Genomic DNA, 16780 nt, shown 5'->3' with positions numbered 1-16780 from the left:
AGTTGAATGTGCGCATCGGCACATTCAACTGTCCTGTAACATCACTATTTTAAGGCTGGCGGAAAAACAATCAGCCCTTCAGATCAAAGATGCCGGTTTTGCCTTCCTGGTAGTAGCCCCAGGCGTCAAACGCTGCCTGCAGCTCCTTGTGCTGCTTTGCCGCTTCCAGCATGTTCTGCCCGGAAACAGCGGCGTCGATGGCCTGGCGGAAAGCAACCGCTCCGGCCCTCGGCCCCATCGGATGGCCGTGGATGCCCGCGCCGCTCGCGATCATCACGTCGTTGCCGAACTTTCTGACCACGTCTTCCACGTGGCCCTGCGTCGTACCGCCGCCCGGCATCGGGAACACCGGCTTGATGTTGCCCAGAGGAGACAGCATCCGGTATCCGCCGTCCACAAACGTGTCCATCATCATCGGGAACTTGCCGTAAGGCGTCAGGGCGATGATCATGTCCACACCGGCCAGTCTCGGCAGCTTTGCGCCGATCAGGGCGGCGCTCACGCCCGACCACGGAGACTCGTACAGCGCGCCCGTATAGTCGGAATGTCCCAGGATCGGAACGTTGATATTCTTGTCCTCCGCGAGCATTCTCGTCGCGTCCAGACCGATCGTGTTGTAGTTCACCATCAGGCAGTTGGCCCCTGCTTCCAGCGCTTTGTAAGCGTTGTCCTTCAGGTTTTCCGTTCTGTCCGTAATATTGAAGGCATAGAGCGTCTTCTCGCCCTTCTCCTCATCCGCGCGTTTCAGAGCGGCCATGACCGCCTTGACTCTTTTCACCAGCGGACAGTGGACCGGGTTGGAGATCAGCTCGTCGTCCTTGATGACGTCCACGCCGCCGACGGCGGACTCAAAAGCCAGCGCAGCCGTCGCTTCCGGCGAAAGGCCCGTGCAGGGCTTGATCATGTTGTTCAGCAGCGGACGGTCGTAAACGCCGAGGAGGTCTCGGATGCCCTTGACGCCGAATTTCGGTCCCTGGAACTGGTTCAGGAAGGAATCCGGGAACTCCAGATCGATCAGCTTGACCTTGCCGGAGCTGGAGATATTGCCGATCACGGCACTCAGCATCATCGCAAACTGCGCTTCGCCGAAGTTGGCCCACGGATAAGCGATACGGACGATGAAGTTTCTTTCCTCAACTTCCTTCGGAAGCTCGATCTGGTAGGAGGGCGCTTCATAAACGCCGACGACTCTGCCGATGCATTTTTCACGCACCTCGGCGGTTTCCTGGGGTACCTGAATCCAGGTTCCGCAGGTCTGCTCGCACGCCAGAGCGGCGGCGAACTTCATCATATTCGTGTTCCGTTTCGTTCCGCAGTAATAGGTTGCGATGACAAAACGGTCTTTTTCCAGCCCTTCCGGGTATTGAATGATAATAGGATCGATATACACGATGTCCACTCCTTCTTTGTTTTCTTCGGCTAAGTTATTTCCTATGTCCCTATTATAACTGCCTAAAAATCATAAGAAAATATTGAAAAATATTTCAATATTAACTAAAAATAAAGGCTTGTCCCATCCTGTTTTCCACCTGCGCCTCAGGTGCGGAAGCTGCTGGAAACGACCTGCGTCAGCCCGGGAAATCCCCGGTAACGAATTGCGGGCTTTCTGATTTCGTTTCAGAAAACCCGCAATATCGCAAGGATGTTTCAAAGGAGGTCTTACGTTTCATGGGAAGGTGTTTCAAACCAATATTTCAAAACATCATCTATAATAAACAGCCGCGGGTACCAATTGAGAAGGTAGGTACCCGCACCCGTTTCCGACGTCTTTCAAAGCGCGTACAGAGCACTTGCAAGATAATAGTCAATAACAAGGACGTCGACCAGATTCCCTTTCAGCAGGGCACGGATGGCATGCGCCTTTTTGCTGCCGGAGGCCACCACGATTTTGCAGGGAATCTGCCTATATGTATCAAGTCCGATGGAAAGGGTCCGGTCCTTCAGGCTGCTTTCGCACTCCTGACCGTCCCTGTTGATGAAACGGAGAGCAAAGTCGCAGCAAACCTTCTGCTCAATCAGTTCCTTCATTTCATGGGGCTTCAGATAGCCGGAGGAAGCCAGCAGGGAATCCACGCTGGGATAAAACACCCCGACCCCGCTTACGGAGATATTGATGTATTTCAGCAGGGAAAATATTTTCTGGAATTTCGCGTCATCCTGAATCTGGCGGCAATGATCTCTGCTGTCGGCAAGGCCGTTCGCGCAGATCGATACATTTTTTCCGCCGAAAGCCATGGCGGCACGCCGTACAAGGTTGTTGACCGCCAGCTTTTCGTCGCAGTCGGCAATGCTGCCGTGCATCGTGATAACTTTGGCGTTCACCTTCCGGCAGGGGTTCAGATACTGGATCAGATGATACATCGTACCGCCCCAGCTCATGCCGAGAATATCGTCGTCCGTAACGATCCGCTGTACATAGCGGGCCCCTTCCAGAGCGACCCTTTTCTTTGTCTCCTCTGGATTCAGAAGCTTTTCCGGTTCCAATACCGGGACAACGATCACCGATTTCAGACCGTAGCGGCTCATGATCTTCTTTTCCAGATCAATGCAGTCCGCAAACGGCTTGGAAATTTTGAATTCAACGACACCCTCGTCTACCGCTCTCTTCAGAAGCCGCGAGACGGTAGGCTTGGAGATGCCCAAATCCTGCGAAATTTCTGCAAGAGTCCTTTTTTCAATGTAGTACAGATACGCAACGGAATCCATAATGCAAACAGACTGATTGTACACTTCGCTTTTCATTACTCTTTCCTCCCATAGTGATGTCCGGCACATAAAAAATCCACCATTATGTATTGAACAGCGTCCACTTTCATTATATCTATCAATTATTGTATAATGACAACCATGTCTGAATTTTGGGAAAAATCTTATTTCCTGAATCATACTCTATTTTATCCTGCCGCCCCGCCGGCTACGGACGGCAAGGCGGCATAAGGAGCTGAATGCCCGGCGTTTCCGCTCAGGCGGGGAAGACAGTGAATATAACGAGACTTAAAGTAGCGATCGTGGACGCGGGAGCGTCAATATGGGAGTCCACATTGGAGTTGATGATATTCTGATACAGTTCAAACACAATGCAGGCAAGCACCCCAAACAGGACTCCTGTCAGCACGCTGCCGGAGCGAAGGGTCGCGTAGCCCGCGATCAGGGTAACATGGTGGGTAACGGGAAAATCGCCGTCCCTGAGGAAAAAGATGAGAGAAAGGGCACTGATGTAAAATCCGGTCGTCGCAATGCCCGTCAGATGAACGGCATAGGCCGCTACCGTCGCAACCACCAGACCGACCAGTATTTTAAAGGCCCAGTGCGGGATGCCATCCTTATGAAAAAGGAGGTTTTCACTTAATTTGGGATTTACAATCGTACGGTTGCCGAACAGCAGCCTGACGATAAATCCGGAAAGCATCACCGTCAAAGCGCCCGCGTCCAGAGGCAGCTTGAAATAGACGGCCAGGTTCAGGCACAGAAAACCGAACAGGCCGAAAATCCCCCCGACCAAAACCGTCATCGGGTCCTTTGTAAAACCCAGCGCTTTATTGAGGTTCAAGCCGTTAATATCGTATTTCCTTTTGTTGGCGGCAAAGGCCAGCGCCGCCACGCCGCCCGCAAAACAGATACATGGGGTGAACAGCGTGTATTCCACAGTCTGCTGCAGAACCGCTGCCGCCGGCACGTTTCCCATGGAAAGAAAAGCGACCCCGACAATACCCGCGATGACAAAAGCCGGGTTTCCTCCGACCAGCGCTCCGATACAGCCTCCTGCAAATGCTCCTATTACACTAACAGCGTTTACCATTTTCATTCCTCCTGTAATATAGATTGATAAAATCCGTATAAGAAAGCTTCCGCCCGATCCTTACAAACTGCGGGAAACTCCCGTCGGTTCTTACGGATCGCTCAGCGGTATTTTTCCTGGAACGCCGTAACGGCACAATAGGCTTCCCCGTTGAGCGCCTGATACACTTTTTTCCAGGTCTGGTAAGCATCTTCATAAATTGGAACATTTTTCGGATTCGGTTCGTAGCGTTTTGTGACCTTGACCATGTGCTCGGCGGCTTCCTCAAAATCCTGATAAATTCCGACACCAACAGCCGCGACCATGGCGCACCCAAGTCCCGTAGCCTCTTCCACCGCCACGGTCTCACAGGGTCTGTTGTAAATATCAGCCTGCATCTGGCACCAGAAACCGGACCGGGCGACTCCCCCGGTCAGCCGGACAACATCAAAATTGGGAACATTTCCTTTGACCATGGCTTCCAGCATATCGCGGATATCGAAGCAGATCCCCTCCATCGTCGCTCGGACAAGATCGTTCCTCGTATGGGCGAAGGTCATCCCTATGTAAGTGCCGCGCGCATCCGCGTTGTAATTAGGCGTGTTCGCCCCCTGCAGGTAGGGAAGGAAGAAGCATCCGTTCGCACCCGGGCCGGACTTCTGGGCCGCTTTCGTCAGAAAGTCATATGCCTCCAGCCCCAGGTACTTCGCGGTCATGCTTTCCACATCACAGAATTCGCCCTTGAACCACTTGAAAGCGCTGCCCGCGGCATTCGCCTGCCCCTCCATGACCCATGCCCCGTCGGGTGTTCCCAGTATATAGCATTTCTTTGCCGGGTCCCTCAGCAGCCTGGTGGATTTTCCGGCCGTAATGCCAGCCGTACCGCCGCAGGCATAGCCTGTGCCTTCCCTGACGCAGCCGCAGCCGAGGCATCCTGCCTGCTGGTCGCCCGTGCCCATGACCAGCGGAGTCCCGACCGCAAGTCCGGTCTTTTCCGCGATTTCGGGAGATACCTTTCCGATGATCGTTCCCGTCGTTTTCAGAGGAGCCAGCTTGTCGATATCCACCCCGAACACCTTGCACAGCTTTTCGCTGTACTTGAAATCCGGCCCGTTCAGCTGAAGCCACGGCGTGTCGTTGATATCGTCGTAGTAGTCGTCGGCACCGTAGGCTTTCGTCAGGAGTCCCATCATGGTGTGGATTCTGACGGCATTCTGATATGCCTCAGGCTTCTTTTCCTTTACCCATTGCAATTTTCCGGACGGATTGACGCCGCCCAGCGGCATTCCGCACATGTCGTACAGGTCGTCCGGCGTCATTCCCGCCGCCGCAAGCTGCGCCCTCATTTGCGGGAGCATTTCGGCGCTGCGCAGATCCTGCCAGATAATAATCGGCGTGGTAAAGCCACCGTCCCGATCGCGCGTAACCATGGTGCAGCGGAACATGTCGAAGCTTACCCCGGCAATTTCTTCCGGGTCCACCCCGCTGTTCTTAATTGCCAGGCGGGTCGTCTCATGCAGGAGCTTAATCAGTTCCTCCCCGTCGCACTCCACCCGTCCGACTGCCGGATACGTCAGCGGATTCATGATCTGTCCCGAACCGAGGCAATTCCCTTCCAGGTCAAAGACAAACGACTTGCTGCTCGTTGTTCCACAGTCCACTCCGACCACATACTTTTTCTGTTTCAATACAATTCCTCCCGTAATTTGTTTTACTGCACTCCCTGGTTCTGACCCGGCCAGGAAGATTTTCTCAACCAACTCCAACCCTTTCAAAAAACTTTCCTCCGAATCTATTCATCCGCCTGCGGCCCCCCAATCGGCTGCGGGCGGTTTCGGAACCAGACAATCACGCTGGAAAAAAGATCGGACAGTTTCATAAACAAATATAAGGAAAAGGCACTCCCCCTATTGGCGTCCTTTTACGCAATACGGGAAGAAACCTGTTTTTTCAACTCAAGATTCTGAATATTTTATTAGTTTGTATTGGAAAATAAAGTTCTTAAATGGAGCAGTTGAATGTACGCAGGCGTACATTCAACTGCTTTCAACATCTCAATTCTTTTAAAATCCCTGAAAAACAATCAGCCCTTCAGATCAAAGATACCGGTCTTGCCTTCCTGATAGTAGCCCCAGGCGTCAAACGCCGCCTGCAGTTCCTTGTGCTGCTTTGCCGCTTCCAGCATGTTCTGCCCGGAAACAGCGGCGTCGATGGCCTGACGGAAAGCAACCGCTCCGGCCCTTGGCCCCATCGGATGGCCGTGGATGCCCGCGCCGCTCGCGATCATCACGTCGTTGCCGAACTTCCTGACCACGTCTTCCACGTGGCCCTGCGTCGTACCGCCGCCCGGCATCGGGAACACCGGCTTGATGTTGCCCAGAGGAGACAGCATCCGGTATCCGCCGTCCACAAACGTGTCCATCATCATCGGGAACTTGCCGTAAGGCGTCAGGGCGATGATCATATCCACACCGGCCAGTCTCGGCAGCTTCGCACCAATCAGGGCGGCACTCACGCCCGACCACGGAGACTCGTACAGCGCGCCCGTATAATCGGAGTGTCCCAGAATCGGGACATTGATATTCTTGTCCTCCGCGAGCATTCTCGTCGCGTCCAGACCGATCGTGTTGTAGTTCACCATCAGGCAGTTGGCCCCTGCTTCCAGCGCTTTGTAAGCGTTGTCCTTCAGGTTTTCCGTTCTGTCCGTGATATTGAAGGCATAGAGCGTCTTTTCGCCCTTCTCCTCATCCGCGCGTTTCAGAGCGGCCATGACCGCCTTGACTCTTTTCACCAGCGGACAGTGGACCGGGTTGGAGATCAGCTCGTCGTCCTTGATGACGTCCACGCCGCCGACGGCGGACTCAAAAGCCAGCGCGGCCGTCGCTTCCGGCGAAAGGCCCGTGCAGGGCTTGATCATGTTGTTCAGCAGCGGGCGGTCGTAAACGCCGAGGAGGTCGCGGATACCCTTGACGCCGAATTTCGGCCCCTGGAACTGGTTCAGGAAGGAATCCGGGAACTCCAGATCGATCAGCTTGACCTTGCCGGAGCTGGAGATATTGCCAATCACGGCACTCAGCATCATCGCGAACTGCGCTTCGCCGAAGTTGGCCCACGGATAGGCGATACGGACGATGAAGTTTCTTTCCTCAACTTCCTTCGGAAGCTCGATCTGGTAGGAAGGCGCTTCATAAACGCCGACGACTCTGCCGATGCATTTTTCACGCACCTCGGCGGTTTCCTGGGGTACCTGAATCCAGGTTCCGCAGGTCTGCTCGCACGCCAGAGCGGCGGCGAACTTCATCATATTCGTGTTCCGTTTCGTTCCGCAGTAATAGGTCGCGATGACAAAACGGTCTTTTTCCAGCCCTTCCGGGTATTGAATGATAATAGGATCGATATACATGATGTTCACTCCTTCTTTGTTTTCTTCGGCTAAGTTATTTCCTATGTCCCTATTATAACTGCCTAAAAATCATAAGAAAATATTGAAAAATATTTCAATATTAACTAAAAATAAAGGGCCATCTTTCACGGACAGCTCCTGCAAAGCGACAGGGAAAAAACAAAGGAACCGTTCTCTTCCCAGCAAGGAAAGAGAACGGTTCCTTTGTCAGAATATTATGTTTACGGTTCGTTCGCTATGGATTGGGCGTTCAGTTCGGCGGTCAGATAATAGGTGTCGCCGCGGTAATACGCCTGCAGATATTCTCCCGGTTCATCGTTCTGGTCGTAGGATACGCGCTCAATATAGATGAGGGGGTCTCCGTTCAGGATATCCAGATTGCCCGCCAGCTTCGCGTTTGCGTTGATGGAAAAAATCTTCTGGTGGGCCCGTATCCACACGATACCGTACTGACTTGCCAAAAATTCGCGCAGAGAATTTTTTGCAAAATCCTGCTCCAGTACTTTAGGGCATTTGTCGTGAATAAGATAGGCCGACTCCATACACATCGGCACCCCATCCGCAAAACGAAGACGGATGACGCGGATTAATTGGTCGCCCTCCGAAACGTGCAGCTCATCCGCAATCGTCTTGCTTGCGCAGACGACTTCGTTCGCCAAAACGGAAGTGGAGGACTTGTACCCGCGCTTTTCCATTTCATTGGAGAAATGGAGCACCTTGTTCAAAGTCTGTTCCACCTTATGCTTCTGCACAAAGGTCCCGTAGCCGCGCCGCTTGGCAATCAGGCCGTCATTCATCAGCAGGTCCATCGCTTTGCGCACAGTCACCCTGCTGATGTGATACTGATCAATCAGTTCATTTTCAGTGGGCAATAATTCACCGGGCTTATAAACGCCGTCAATAATGTTTTTATACAATATATCGTACAACTGAAAGTACAACTGTGTCCGTCCGCTAAAATCCAGCTGTGCACTCATGAACACACCTACTTTATTATAATATTATTATAAAGATTATTATATTTCACATAAGGACTTTTGTCAACAAAATCCTCGCTTCGGCAGCCATAAAACCTTATCTCAGCAGCTGCTGAGCATGGATAGCCGCGCCGATCACGCCGGCCTCGGGATCACCGGAGGCAACCGTGATCCGCAGCGATTCCCTGGGGTTCGGAATGCGCAAATTCTGCCGGATACTCTGTTCCAGATACGCAAAGGGAAAGCCCTTCATTTCCGTAACGCCGCCGCCGAGAATCAGGCGCGCCGGGTCCAAAATGGTAACAGCCGTCGCAATGGCAGCCGCACAGTAATACACAACGGATTGCACGTCGGGTTCGTCGCCGTGCTCGAGAAAAATCCGTGAAATGTCGCATTTGTATTTTTCCACCGCAAGGCGGTACAGCACATTCCCGCAGGCGAGCAGCTCGATGCAGCCCTTTTTCCCGCAGCCGCACTCCGCTTCCAGCCCGGGTACGGGAATATGGCCCAGCTCGCAGGCGGTCCCGCTGCTTCCTTTGTATACCCGTCCGTCAATGCACATGGCGCTGCCCAGCCCGGTTCCGATAAAGACGCCCAGCGTAATCCCGCCCGGGTCCATTTTTGCCTTGTTGATTTCATAGAGCAGAAGAATATTGACATCCTTCTCGATGATAACCGGGATGGAAAAACGGCTCTGCAGCTTTTCCACAATGGGGATGTTGTCAAAATCTTTGATCATCGGGGCGGAGTAGAGCACCGTGCGGTCCCTGTCCATCAGGGATGCCAGAGCCATCGTAATGGCCCGGACATTTTCCTTCCCCGCCTGCTGAATCATTTCGCCCAGGAGAGTACAGAGGTACTCTATTTTGTCGGGAGCGTCCGACAAGGTACGGGTGGGGATTTTATGAAAGGCGAGCACCTTCCCGTCTTCGCCGACAATCCCGTACCGCAGATTGGTACCGCCTATTTCCAGACAAACGTAGTATTCTTTCAAAGGATTTCTTCCTTTCAGACCGAACAGCCAAATTCCTTACGCCTTATTTTCGCTGCCCATCACATCTATTTTGTGCTCGTAAAGAGCGGCCAGCTCCGGCCGCACCTTCAGCGTGAAAACACGGCTGTCGATAGCGGCGGGCGACTCCGCCAGAATCTTTCTGGTCAAGGCCAGCGCGGCGATCCAGCCGTCGGAGGCGATATTCACCTTGCAGACCGCCATTTTGGCAGCCTTGGAAATCTGGTCCTCCGGAATGCCGACCGCCTGTTCCAGCTTTCCGCCGTAGGTATTGATCATTGTAACATATTTCGGAAGGATGGTGGATGCGCCGTGCAGAACAATGGGGAATCCGGGCAAGCGGCGCTGAATGTCCTCCAGCAGATCGTAGCGGAGCTCGGGCAGGCTTCCGTCCGGGTTGGGCTTCAGCTTGACAAGGCCGTGGCAGGTGCCGACGGAAACGGCAAGACTGTCTACGCCGGAACGCCTGACGAATTCTTCCACCATGGCGGGGTCGGTGTAATATCCGGCGATTTTCTTTTCGTCGCCCTCTTCCTCCTGACCGGAGAGCACCCCGAGTTCCCCTTCCACCGTAACGTCAAACTGGTGGGCGTACTCCACAACCTTTTTGGTAAGCGCGATATTCTCTTCAAACGGCAGGGCGCTTCCGTCGATCATGACCGAGGAAAATCCGCCTTCGATTGCGCTGACACACTGCTCGTAGGTCATTCCGTGGTCAAGGTGCAGCGCCACAGGGACACCGCGTTCTTCGTTTTTCAGACGATCCACACCCGCCTGAGCGACACGCGCAATCATTTCGTAGCCAAGCTGATTGCGCAGGTTTGGGGAAACGATGAAAATGACCGGCGACTGTTTTTTTCCACAGGCGTCCATAATCGCGTTGAGCTGCTCAATGGAAATAAAATTAAAAGCCGGCACCGCGTACCCGCCGTCATAGGCTTTACGGAACATTTCCTTAGTATTGACAAATCCCAGTTCATTATATTGATACATGATATACCTCTTTTCAAAAATACCGGCCGGACATTACGCCAGATTCATTTTCAGGTTGGCATATTTCGGCAGTTCGCCGACCAGTGGTTCAATGTAATCCAAAAAGGATTCCCTGATATAATTCTTTTCATCTGTTATGTATTCCAGCGGCATGGAAGCGTCCAGGTCACAGATTTCTTCCACATCCGCCAAAGATTCTTTTACAAGATACGGGCTTGAGCTGACCCGCTGCAGCGTGACCATTTTCCCGCTGACACCGTTGAGCGCGGCAGTGACCGCCGCGCCGCCCAGCTGCGCCGCTTCACGCAGATCCACCGGCGCCGCAGTGTGCATACCGCAGCGCTGCATCAGCCCCAGGTCGATCCCGCGGACCTTACAGGAAAACTCGCCGCGGAGCATCATGGTCAGGTAGGGCGTTACGCCGCCCATGCTGATTTCGGGATTTTCCACCGCGTTTTCCCTGCCGTACTCAAACAGATATTTCCCGCCGGAGTCTCTCACGCCCTCCGCGACAACGGCAAGGCATTTCCCTTTTTGCTCATATACCCCGCGGATATCTTTGAGAAAGCGTTCCGTTTCAAAGGGCACCTCAGGCGTATAGATCAGGTCCGGCCCGTTTCCGCTCCTGCTGCTCAGCAGAGTTGCAGCGGCAAGCCACCCGGTGTTGCGCCCCATCACCTCTACGACCGTTATCAGCCCCGTGTCATAGACCCGGATGTCGTGGGCAAGCTCCGAAACGGTAATGGCCACATGGCGCGCCGCGGAGGGGAAGCCCGGGGAATGGTCGATGCCGCCAATGTCGTTATCCACCGTTTTGGGCACTACAACGACATTACAGTCATAGCTCCGGCTGTCAAGATAGCGGATCAGGTCCCTGCAGGCGCGCAGCGTGCCGTTTCCGCCGTTGTAAAAAAGATAACCGATATCATGCTGCTGTAAAGTAGTCAGAATTTTGCGGTAATCGCTTTCATCCGTCACATGGTACCGGCAGGAACCGAAAATGGAGGAGGGCGTCTGCTGTAACAGTTCCAGCTGGGTGCTGTCTTCCGAGTAGACATCAATTAACCGGTTGTTGAGCAGTCCGACCATGCCGTATTCGGCGCAGTACAGCCTGCCGATTTTATCTGAATTTTCCCTGCACGCGGTAATCACCCCATACGCCGAGGTGTTGATCACCGTGGTAGGCCCTCCCGATTGGATATATAGCGCATTTCTCATTTAATAATTGCCCTCCAGACGTAGTATTGCTTTGAATCGTAATCGCCGGACAACCGGTTCCGGCTTTTGCCGCGGGGACGGATCAGCTTCTCCTGGCTTCCCTTCTGGTCCGTACGGCTTCCAAAAATACGACGACCAGAACCAGCGCGCCCTGAATAAACTGCTGATAATAGGCGGAAACCCCCATCAGGTCCAGCGCGTTGCTGATCAGGCCGACAATGACAACACCGAGGAAGGTTCCCATCATTTTGCCCTTGCCGCCGAAGGTGACGCTGGTTCCGCCGATTACGGCACCCATGATGGCTTTCATTTCCAGATTGTTTGCGACCGTCGCGGGCGCGGAGTCCATTCTTGCAATGAAGATCAGTCCGGCGATTGCCGCCAGAACGGAACAGGCGATATAGCAGAAGAAAATCACATGATTATTTTTAATACCGGCTACACGCGCGGCCTCCGGATTTCCGCCGATCGCGTAGATATTCCGGCCGGTGACCGTTTTATTCATGAACCACGCGGCGACTATGTACAGAAGCACAATCAGAATCGCGGGAATGGGAATCGCGCCGAAGACCATTCCCTGCCCGATATACTGGAACTGCTCGGGCAGACCGTTCAGGGTGGAGCCGTGGGAAATAACGGTCTGCAGCCCGCGGGTCATATACATCATGGCCAGAGTCGCGATCATGGGAGGAATTTTCATGATTCCCACGGAGAACGCGTTTACCATGCCGCAGAACGCAGCGATCAAAATGGCCACGGCAACCGCCAGCACCCATGAAACGCCGCTTTTCATCATCAGGGCCGCAACCCAGACGGAAAGCGCCAGCACGCCGCCGACCGAAATGTCGATGCCGCCGCTGCCCGTGATAATTACCATCGTCATTCCGATGGCCGTAATGCCCTGCAGGGAAATGTTCTGCAGGATATTCATGATGTTCTTAGTTTTCAGAAAATACGGGGACACAAAAGGCATTACAATCAAAAACACTGCGATGATGCCCAGACGCACAGCGTCCTCAGAAAAATACTTCCGTATTTTTTTCAATTCGTTTTGCATCGTGTTGACCTCCCTTAGCCGATCAGGCCCATTAAATCATTTTTTGTCATTTCTACCGCATTGACAATGCCGGAAACGCTGCCCTTTTTCAAAATAATGATTTTACTGCAGTTTTCCAGAAGCTCCTCCAGCTCTGAGGAAAAAATAAGAATCGCGGTCCCGGCTTCCGCCGCATTTCTTAAAATTTTATAAATTTCCGATTTCGCGTAAACGTCCACACCGCGGGTAGGTTCGTCCAGCAAAAAGAGCCGGGGTTCACTGGAAAGGCACTTTGCAATAACGACCTTCTGCTGATTTCCTCCGCTGAGCGACACGACGGACTGATCAATGCCGGACATTTTCACCTTCATCTGTTCGGCAAACCGCTGGGAATGCTCCTGCTGTTTTTTCCGGTCGATCGCCCGGCCCTTTCCGCGCATTCTCTCTATAATGGATAGTGTTATGTTCTCCCGGATGGAAAGCAAGGGCACGAAGCCTTCGAGCTTTCTTTCCTCGGTGAGCAAAGCCACTTTGTTTTCGATCATTTTATCGGGCCGCGGTTTTGCCATTCTCTTGCCGAAAAGCAGAATGTCCCCCGAATCGTAGGAGTCCAGACCGAAAACCGCCCGTGCGATTTCCGTTTTTCCCGCTCCCAGCAGTCCGCACACCCCAACGATATCGCCTTCCTGAATCTGCAGATTGATATTCTGGAATTTTTTTGCGCTGGTGAAATCTTTAAGCTCAAGTACTACCGGGGCATCCTCTTTGACCTGAATCACCTCATAGTCGCTGTTTTCCAGCTTGCGCCCCATCATCGCGGTTATCAAATCATCTTTGGTAAAGCTGCCGGCGGTAAACGCTCCGTTGTTTACGCCGTCCTTCAAAACGGTTACCCTGTCGGAAATCTGTATGACGTCCTCAAGAAAATGGGAGATAAAGATAATGCTGACTCCCCGCTGCTTCATTTTGTCGACGATCAGGAAGAAGTTTTCTTTCTCTTTTTCATTTAAAGAGGAAGTGGGCTCGTCCAGCACCACCACTTTTGCGTCTTTAGTAAGGGTTTTCAGAATTTCGATTACCTGTTTTTCCGCTGTGCGCAGCGACCGCACCTTGGCGTCCGGGTCGATACTGACCCCCATCATGTCAAGCAGTTCTTTCGCTTTCGCGGAGGTCGCCTTTCTGTCGTACAGGCCGCGCTTGTCTGTGATCCAGTTGCCGAGATACATGTTTTCCGCGACCGTCATGTCGATGCAGACGTTCAGTTCCTGATGCACAAACGCCAGGCCGTACTGTTCGGTATCCCCGGGGCTTTTGATGTTCACAGGCGTTCCGTCGATTTCGATCGTACCGGATACCGGGTGGTAAATCCCGTTTAGAATTTTGACCAGCGTGCTTTTTCCCGCGCCGTTTGCACCCATCAGCGAGTGGACCTCGCCCCGGCGCAGCTGAAAGTTAACGGATTTCAGCACTTTGTTTCCCGAAAAGGACATGGTAATGTCTTTCATATTGACAATGATGTTTTGATCCAATTCGTTAGCACCACCATTCTTATTACATTAAAAAGAGGGCTTTCTTCAGACTTCAGACGGAAAGCCCTCTCAAATGAAAGTTGATTATTTCTTCATGGAATCCGCGCCCCAAAGGACTCCGTCGGCCTTCAGCTTCTCAAAATTATCCTTTGTAACGATGCGGCCGGAAATCAGGATGGATTTTTCAACGGTTTTTCCGTCAAAAGAATCTTTCAGCGCCTTGACGGCGGAAGCAGCCCACTCATAGGGATCAAGACCGTATGTAGCGTCGATGCTGCCGTTGACGACCTGAGTCAGTCCGTAGCCGTCGCCGTCCACGGAATAAACAAAGACATGTCCCTTTTCCCCGACGGGAGCAAGCTTGTGGCCTTCTTCCAGAGCGGTCATGATGGAGGGCAGCAGGGAGTCGGTGCAGGAGAAGATGCAGTTGATGTCCGGGTTGGCCTGCAGGTAGTTGGAAATGGCGGCCAAAGCGACTTCATTGTCAAACTCAGTAGCGGACTCGCCGACGATCTCAATATTGTCGTGGCCCTTGATGGCAAGCTTAAAGCCTTCGGTTCTGTTGACCGTCGCGGAGCTGGACAGCGGGCCGCCGACAATCAGGACCTTCCCCTTCTCGTTTCCGAGGCTCTTGATGAACATTTCGCCCATTTCCTTACCGATCTTGGAGTTATCGGCTTCAACCGTTGCAAGCGACGTTCCCTGCACCTGACGGTCGATGGCAACAACCGGGATTTTTGAAGATTCCAGTTCGGACATCAGCGGAGCGACCGCCTGACCGTCGATCGGCGTAATGACAAGGCCGTCGATACCGGTGGACATTGCGTTCTGCACCATGGAAATCTGATTTTCCAGATTATCGTTCGGGTCGATAATGGTCGCTTCCCAGCCGAATTCTTCAGCTTGCTTCTTGAAGCCTTCGCCCGCGGCGTTCCAGATCGGACCGGTCAGTCCCGGAATCGCGTACGCGATCTTCTTGCTTCCGGAGCCAGCGCCGGAAGCCGCCGGAGCGGCGGAAGCGTCAGAGCCGGAGGATGCATCCGAATTGGATGCTCCGCAGGCCGTCATACCGAAAGCCATTGTTACACATAAGAGTAATGCCAGTATCCTTTTCATTTTTGTTCCCCTTTTCGTTTTTTACTGATTAAGTAATATTGTTATAACATTACTTTATTATAATATTATCATCTGGATTTTGGAAAGTCAATTGTATACTTGTTCCAAACTTGGCCGAGAAATTCTGTATAACTGTCTTTAAAAACACGCTTTTACCAACCGAAAGGATGGTCCTGCAAACTTATTATTCCACATAAATTCGGAAAACAGATGAAATGTTTCTCCTTTTCCTTTAACAGCTTCCGGGATACCAATCCTATTTTCTCTACTTTTCCTGAACAGCAGAAAAGCCCGGCTTTCGCCGGACTTTTTTTCCTTTATTGACTTTTACATTTTTCCTATCTACAATTGAAATACAGAAAATCTGCATCTCGGAAAGGAATTGATGAATTTGGAAATTTCCGTATCCGTAAAAGGTGTATTAAATAGAAACGGTAAATATCTTCTAAGAAAAAACAGAAGAGAGGAATATGAGCTGTTAGGCGGAAAGCTGGAACGAACCGACCGGTCAACCGTTGAAAGACTGATACAGGAATACAAGGAAGAGTCCGGTATCGGGATAACGGTACAGGAGTTGCGGCATCCATGGCTCTACAAAATCGGCAGGGAGCAGACGCTCATCGTCCCCTATGTCTGTATGGCTGACGATATCCCCGAAGTCCTGTTTGATGAAGACGGAGGCCAATTGGATTGGATAGAGGAAGCGGACATAGAGAACTTGAATATGCCGATCGGATACAAAGACACGATCGGGAACCGCCTGCCGCAAATCAGCATATCCCATGTCCCAGAGCAGCAGAAGCTTTACCATGACGACCGTTTTCAGGTGGTTTTTATTTTTATGAAAAACGGCTGTATCTTTTTAAAAGAAACTCTTAAGAAATACCAGGCTCCTTACAATCTGTTCTGTCAAAACTTTGCCGCGCGGGAAGTCGGGCGATTGAGCCCCCAAAAAGCAATTTCTTCCCCGGATAAGATTGAAATCTACTATGAATATCAAGAAGAACCATAAAAAATTGAGATCGCAAAACAAAGCAGAAAGTCCGCAGACGAAAAATATCCCTTCAGAGAGCGCCCAGCTTTCTGAAGGGATATTTTTATAGGACGTGATTTTCTTCAAGATATCGGGAAAGCTCCTCTGCCCCACGAAAAAGGTGCCCGTGAAATCCCGCTTTTTCAGCTCCGTCAATGTTCTGCTGCAGGTCGTCGATGAAAAGGCATTCGCCGCTGAGAAGATCGTACCGCCCGCAGAGGCATTCAAAGATGGCGACATCCGGTTTTACCAGCTTTTCTTTTGCGGAGACGATAAAGCCGTCAAAGCAGCGGAACATTTCCACCTTATCGCGATATTGAAAGAAACGCAGGCTCGTATTGGAGAGAAGATAAATTTTATAGCCTCTTTCCTTGAGCCGGGTCACTATTTCCGGCATACCCGGCATGGGCGTCAAGTCGGAGTGCCAGTTGTCCATTGCTTTTTTCACTTCCGCGGCATATTGGGGAATTCTTTCGCAGACCTGGACGACCGCAGCCTCCTCCGTAATGGTGCCGGCATCCAGCTGCCGCCATTCCTCGGATTGAAACAGCTCTTTCAGCACGGCGGCCGCCGCGGCCTCATCCTGTGTGATCGTCTGGATGTATTCCTCCGGAGTATATGCCAGCAGAACGTTTCCCATATCAAATACAATGTTCTTTATCATCGGTTATCATGCCTTTCTAAC

14 protein-coding genes are annotated in these 16780 nt (G+C 52.2%); 1 reads left to right on the top strand and 13 read right to left on the bottom strand.

All coding sequences use genetic code 11. The annotated features are described in order from the left end of the window. Window positions 1-70 precede the first annotated feature (70 nt). From LY85_RS15575 to LY85_RS15520, 12 genes are all read right to left on the bottom strand, one after another. Window positions 71-1390, bottom strand: coding sequence for a RuBisCO large subunit C-terminal-like domain-containing protein (locus LY85_RS15575; protein WP_052010453.1), 1320 nt, complete (start codon window positions 1388-1390; stop codon window positions 71-73). Window positions 1391-1770: 380 nt separating this feature from the next. Beyond that, window positions 1771-2742, bottom strand: a complete 972-nt coding sequence (locus LY85_RS15570; RefSeq protein ID WP_038322854.1) for a sugar-binding domain-containing protein — start codon at window positions 2740-2742, stop codon at window positions 1771-1773. A gap of 220 nt (window positions 2743-2962) precedes the next feature. Next, window positions 2963-3799 (bottom strand): hypothetical protein, encoded by an 837-nt coding sequence (locus LY85_RS15565; protein ID WP_141827378.1) that lies wholly within the window; start codon window positions 3797-3799, stop codon window positions 2963-2965. A 101-nt stretch (window positions 3800-3900) separates the two neighbouring features. Further along, entirely contained in the window at window positions 3901-5466 is a 1566-nt protein-coding gene (locus LY85_RS15560) for an FGGY family carbohydrate kinase (protein ID WP_141827377.1), read from the bottom strand. 395 nt (window positions 5467-5861) lie between these two features. Further along, window positions 5862-7181, bottom strand: coding sequence for a RuBisCO large subunit C-terminal-like domain-containing protein (locus LY85_RS15555; protein ID WP_052010453.1), 1320 nt, complete (start codon window positions 7179-7181; stop codon window positions 5862-5864). A 221-nt stretch (window positions 7182-7402) separates the two neighbouring features. Beyond that, window positions 7403-8158 carry a GntR family transcriptional regulator gene (locus tag LY85_RS15550; RefSeq protein ID WP_038322851.1) on the bottom strand — a complete coding sequence of 252 codons (756 nt, stop codon included), beginning with the start codon at window positions 8156-8158 and terminating at the stop codon, window positions 7403-7405. A 97-nt stretch (window positions 8159-8255) separates the two neighbouring features. Beyond that, the gene (gene alsK / locus LY85_RS15545; RefSeq protein ID WP_185741244.1) at window positions 8256-9152 is read right to left on the bottom strand and encodes an allose kinase; all 897 of its coding nucleotides are present in this window, start codon (window positions 9150-9152) and stop codon (window positions 8256-8258) included. A 36-nt stretch (window positions 9153-9188) separates the two neighbouring features. Further along, entirely contained in the window at window positions 9189-10163 is a 975-nt protein-coding gene (locus LY85_RS15540) for a ketose-bisphosphate aldolase (protein WP_141827375.1), read from the bottom strand. Between the two features lie 33 nt (window positions 10164-10196). Next, a complete protein-coding gene (locus LY85_RS15535) occupies window positions 10197-11381 on the bottom strand; it encodes a diphosphate--fructose-6-phosphate 1-phosphotransferase (RefSeq protein WP_141827374.1) in 1185 nt (394 codons plus the stop codon). An 82-nt stretch (window positions 11382-11463) separates the two neighbouring features. Next, a complete protein-coding gene (locus LY85_RS15530; RefSeq protein ID WP_052010452.1) occupies window positions 11464-12438 on the bottom strand; it encodes an ABC transporter permease in 975 nt (324 codons plus the stop codon). 14 nt (window positions 12439-12452) lie between these two features. Next, entirely contained in the window at window positions 12453-13946 is a 1494-nt protein-coding gene (locus LY85_RS15525) for a sugar ABC transporter ATP-binding protein (RefSeq protein WP_141827373.1), read from the bottom strand. Window positions 13947-14030: 84 nt separating this feature from the next. Then, the gene (locus LY85_RS15520; protein ID WP_141827372.1) at window positions 14031-15062 is read right to left on the bottom strand and encodes a sugar ABC transporter substrate-binding protein; all 1032 of its coding nucleotides are present in this window, start codon (window positions 15060-15062) and stop codon (window positions 14031-14033) included. A 385-nt stretch (window positions 15063-15447) separates the two neighbouring features. Between LY85_RS15520 and LY85_RS15515 the strand changes: the two genes are divergently transcribed. Next, window positions 15448-16074, top strand: a complete 627-nt coding sequence (locus LY85_RS15515; protein ID WP_141827371.1) for an NUDIX hydrolase — start codon at window positions 15448-15450, stop codon at window positions 16072-16074. A gap of 85 nt (window positions 16075-16159) precedes the next feature. On the opposite strand, the gene LY85_RS15510 is transcribed toward LY85_RS15515, so the two are convergent. Next, window positions 16160-16759 carry an HAD family phosphatase gene (locus tag LY85_RS15510; RefSeq protein ID WP_141827370.1) on the bottom strand — a complete coding sequence of 200 codons (600 nt, stop codon included), beginning with the start codon at window positions 16757-16759 and terminating at the stop codon, window positions 16160-16162. Between the last annotated feature and the right edge of the window lie 21 nt (window positions 16760-16780).

This window comes from Clostridium sp. KNHs216, from assembly GCF_006714885.1.
Classification (GTDB): Bacteria; Bacillota; Clostridia; order Oscillospirales; family Acutalibacteraceae; genus Caproiciproducens.
This window is presented reverse-complemented; position numbering and strand designations above follow the sequence as displayed.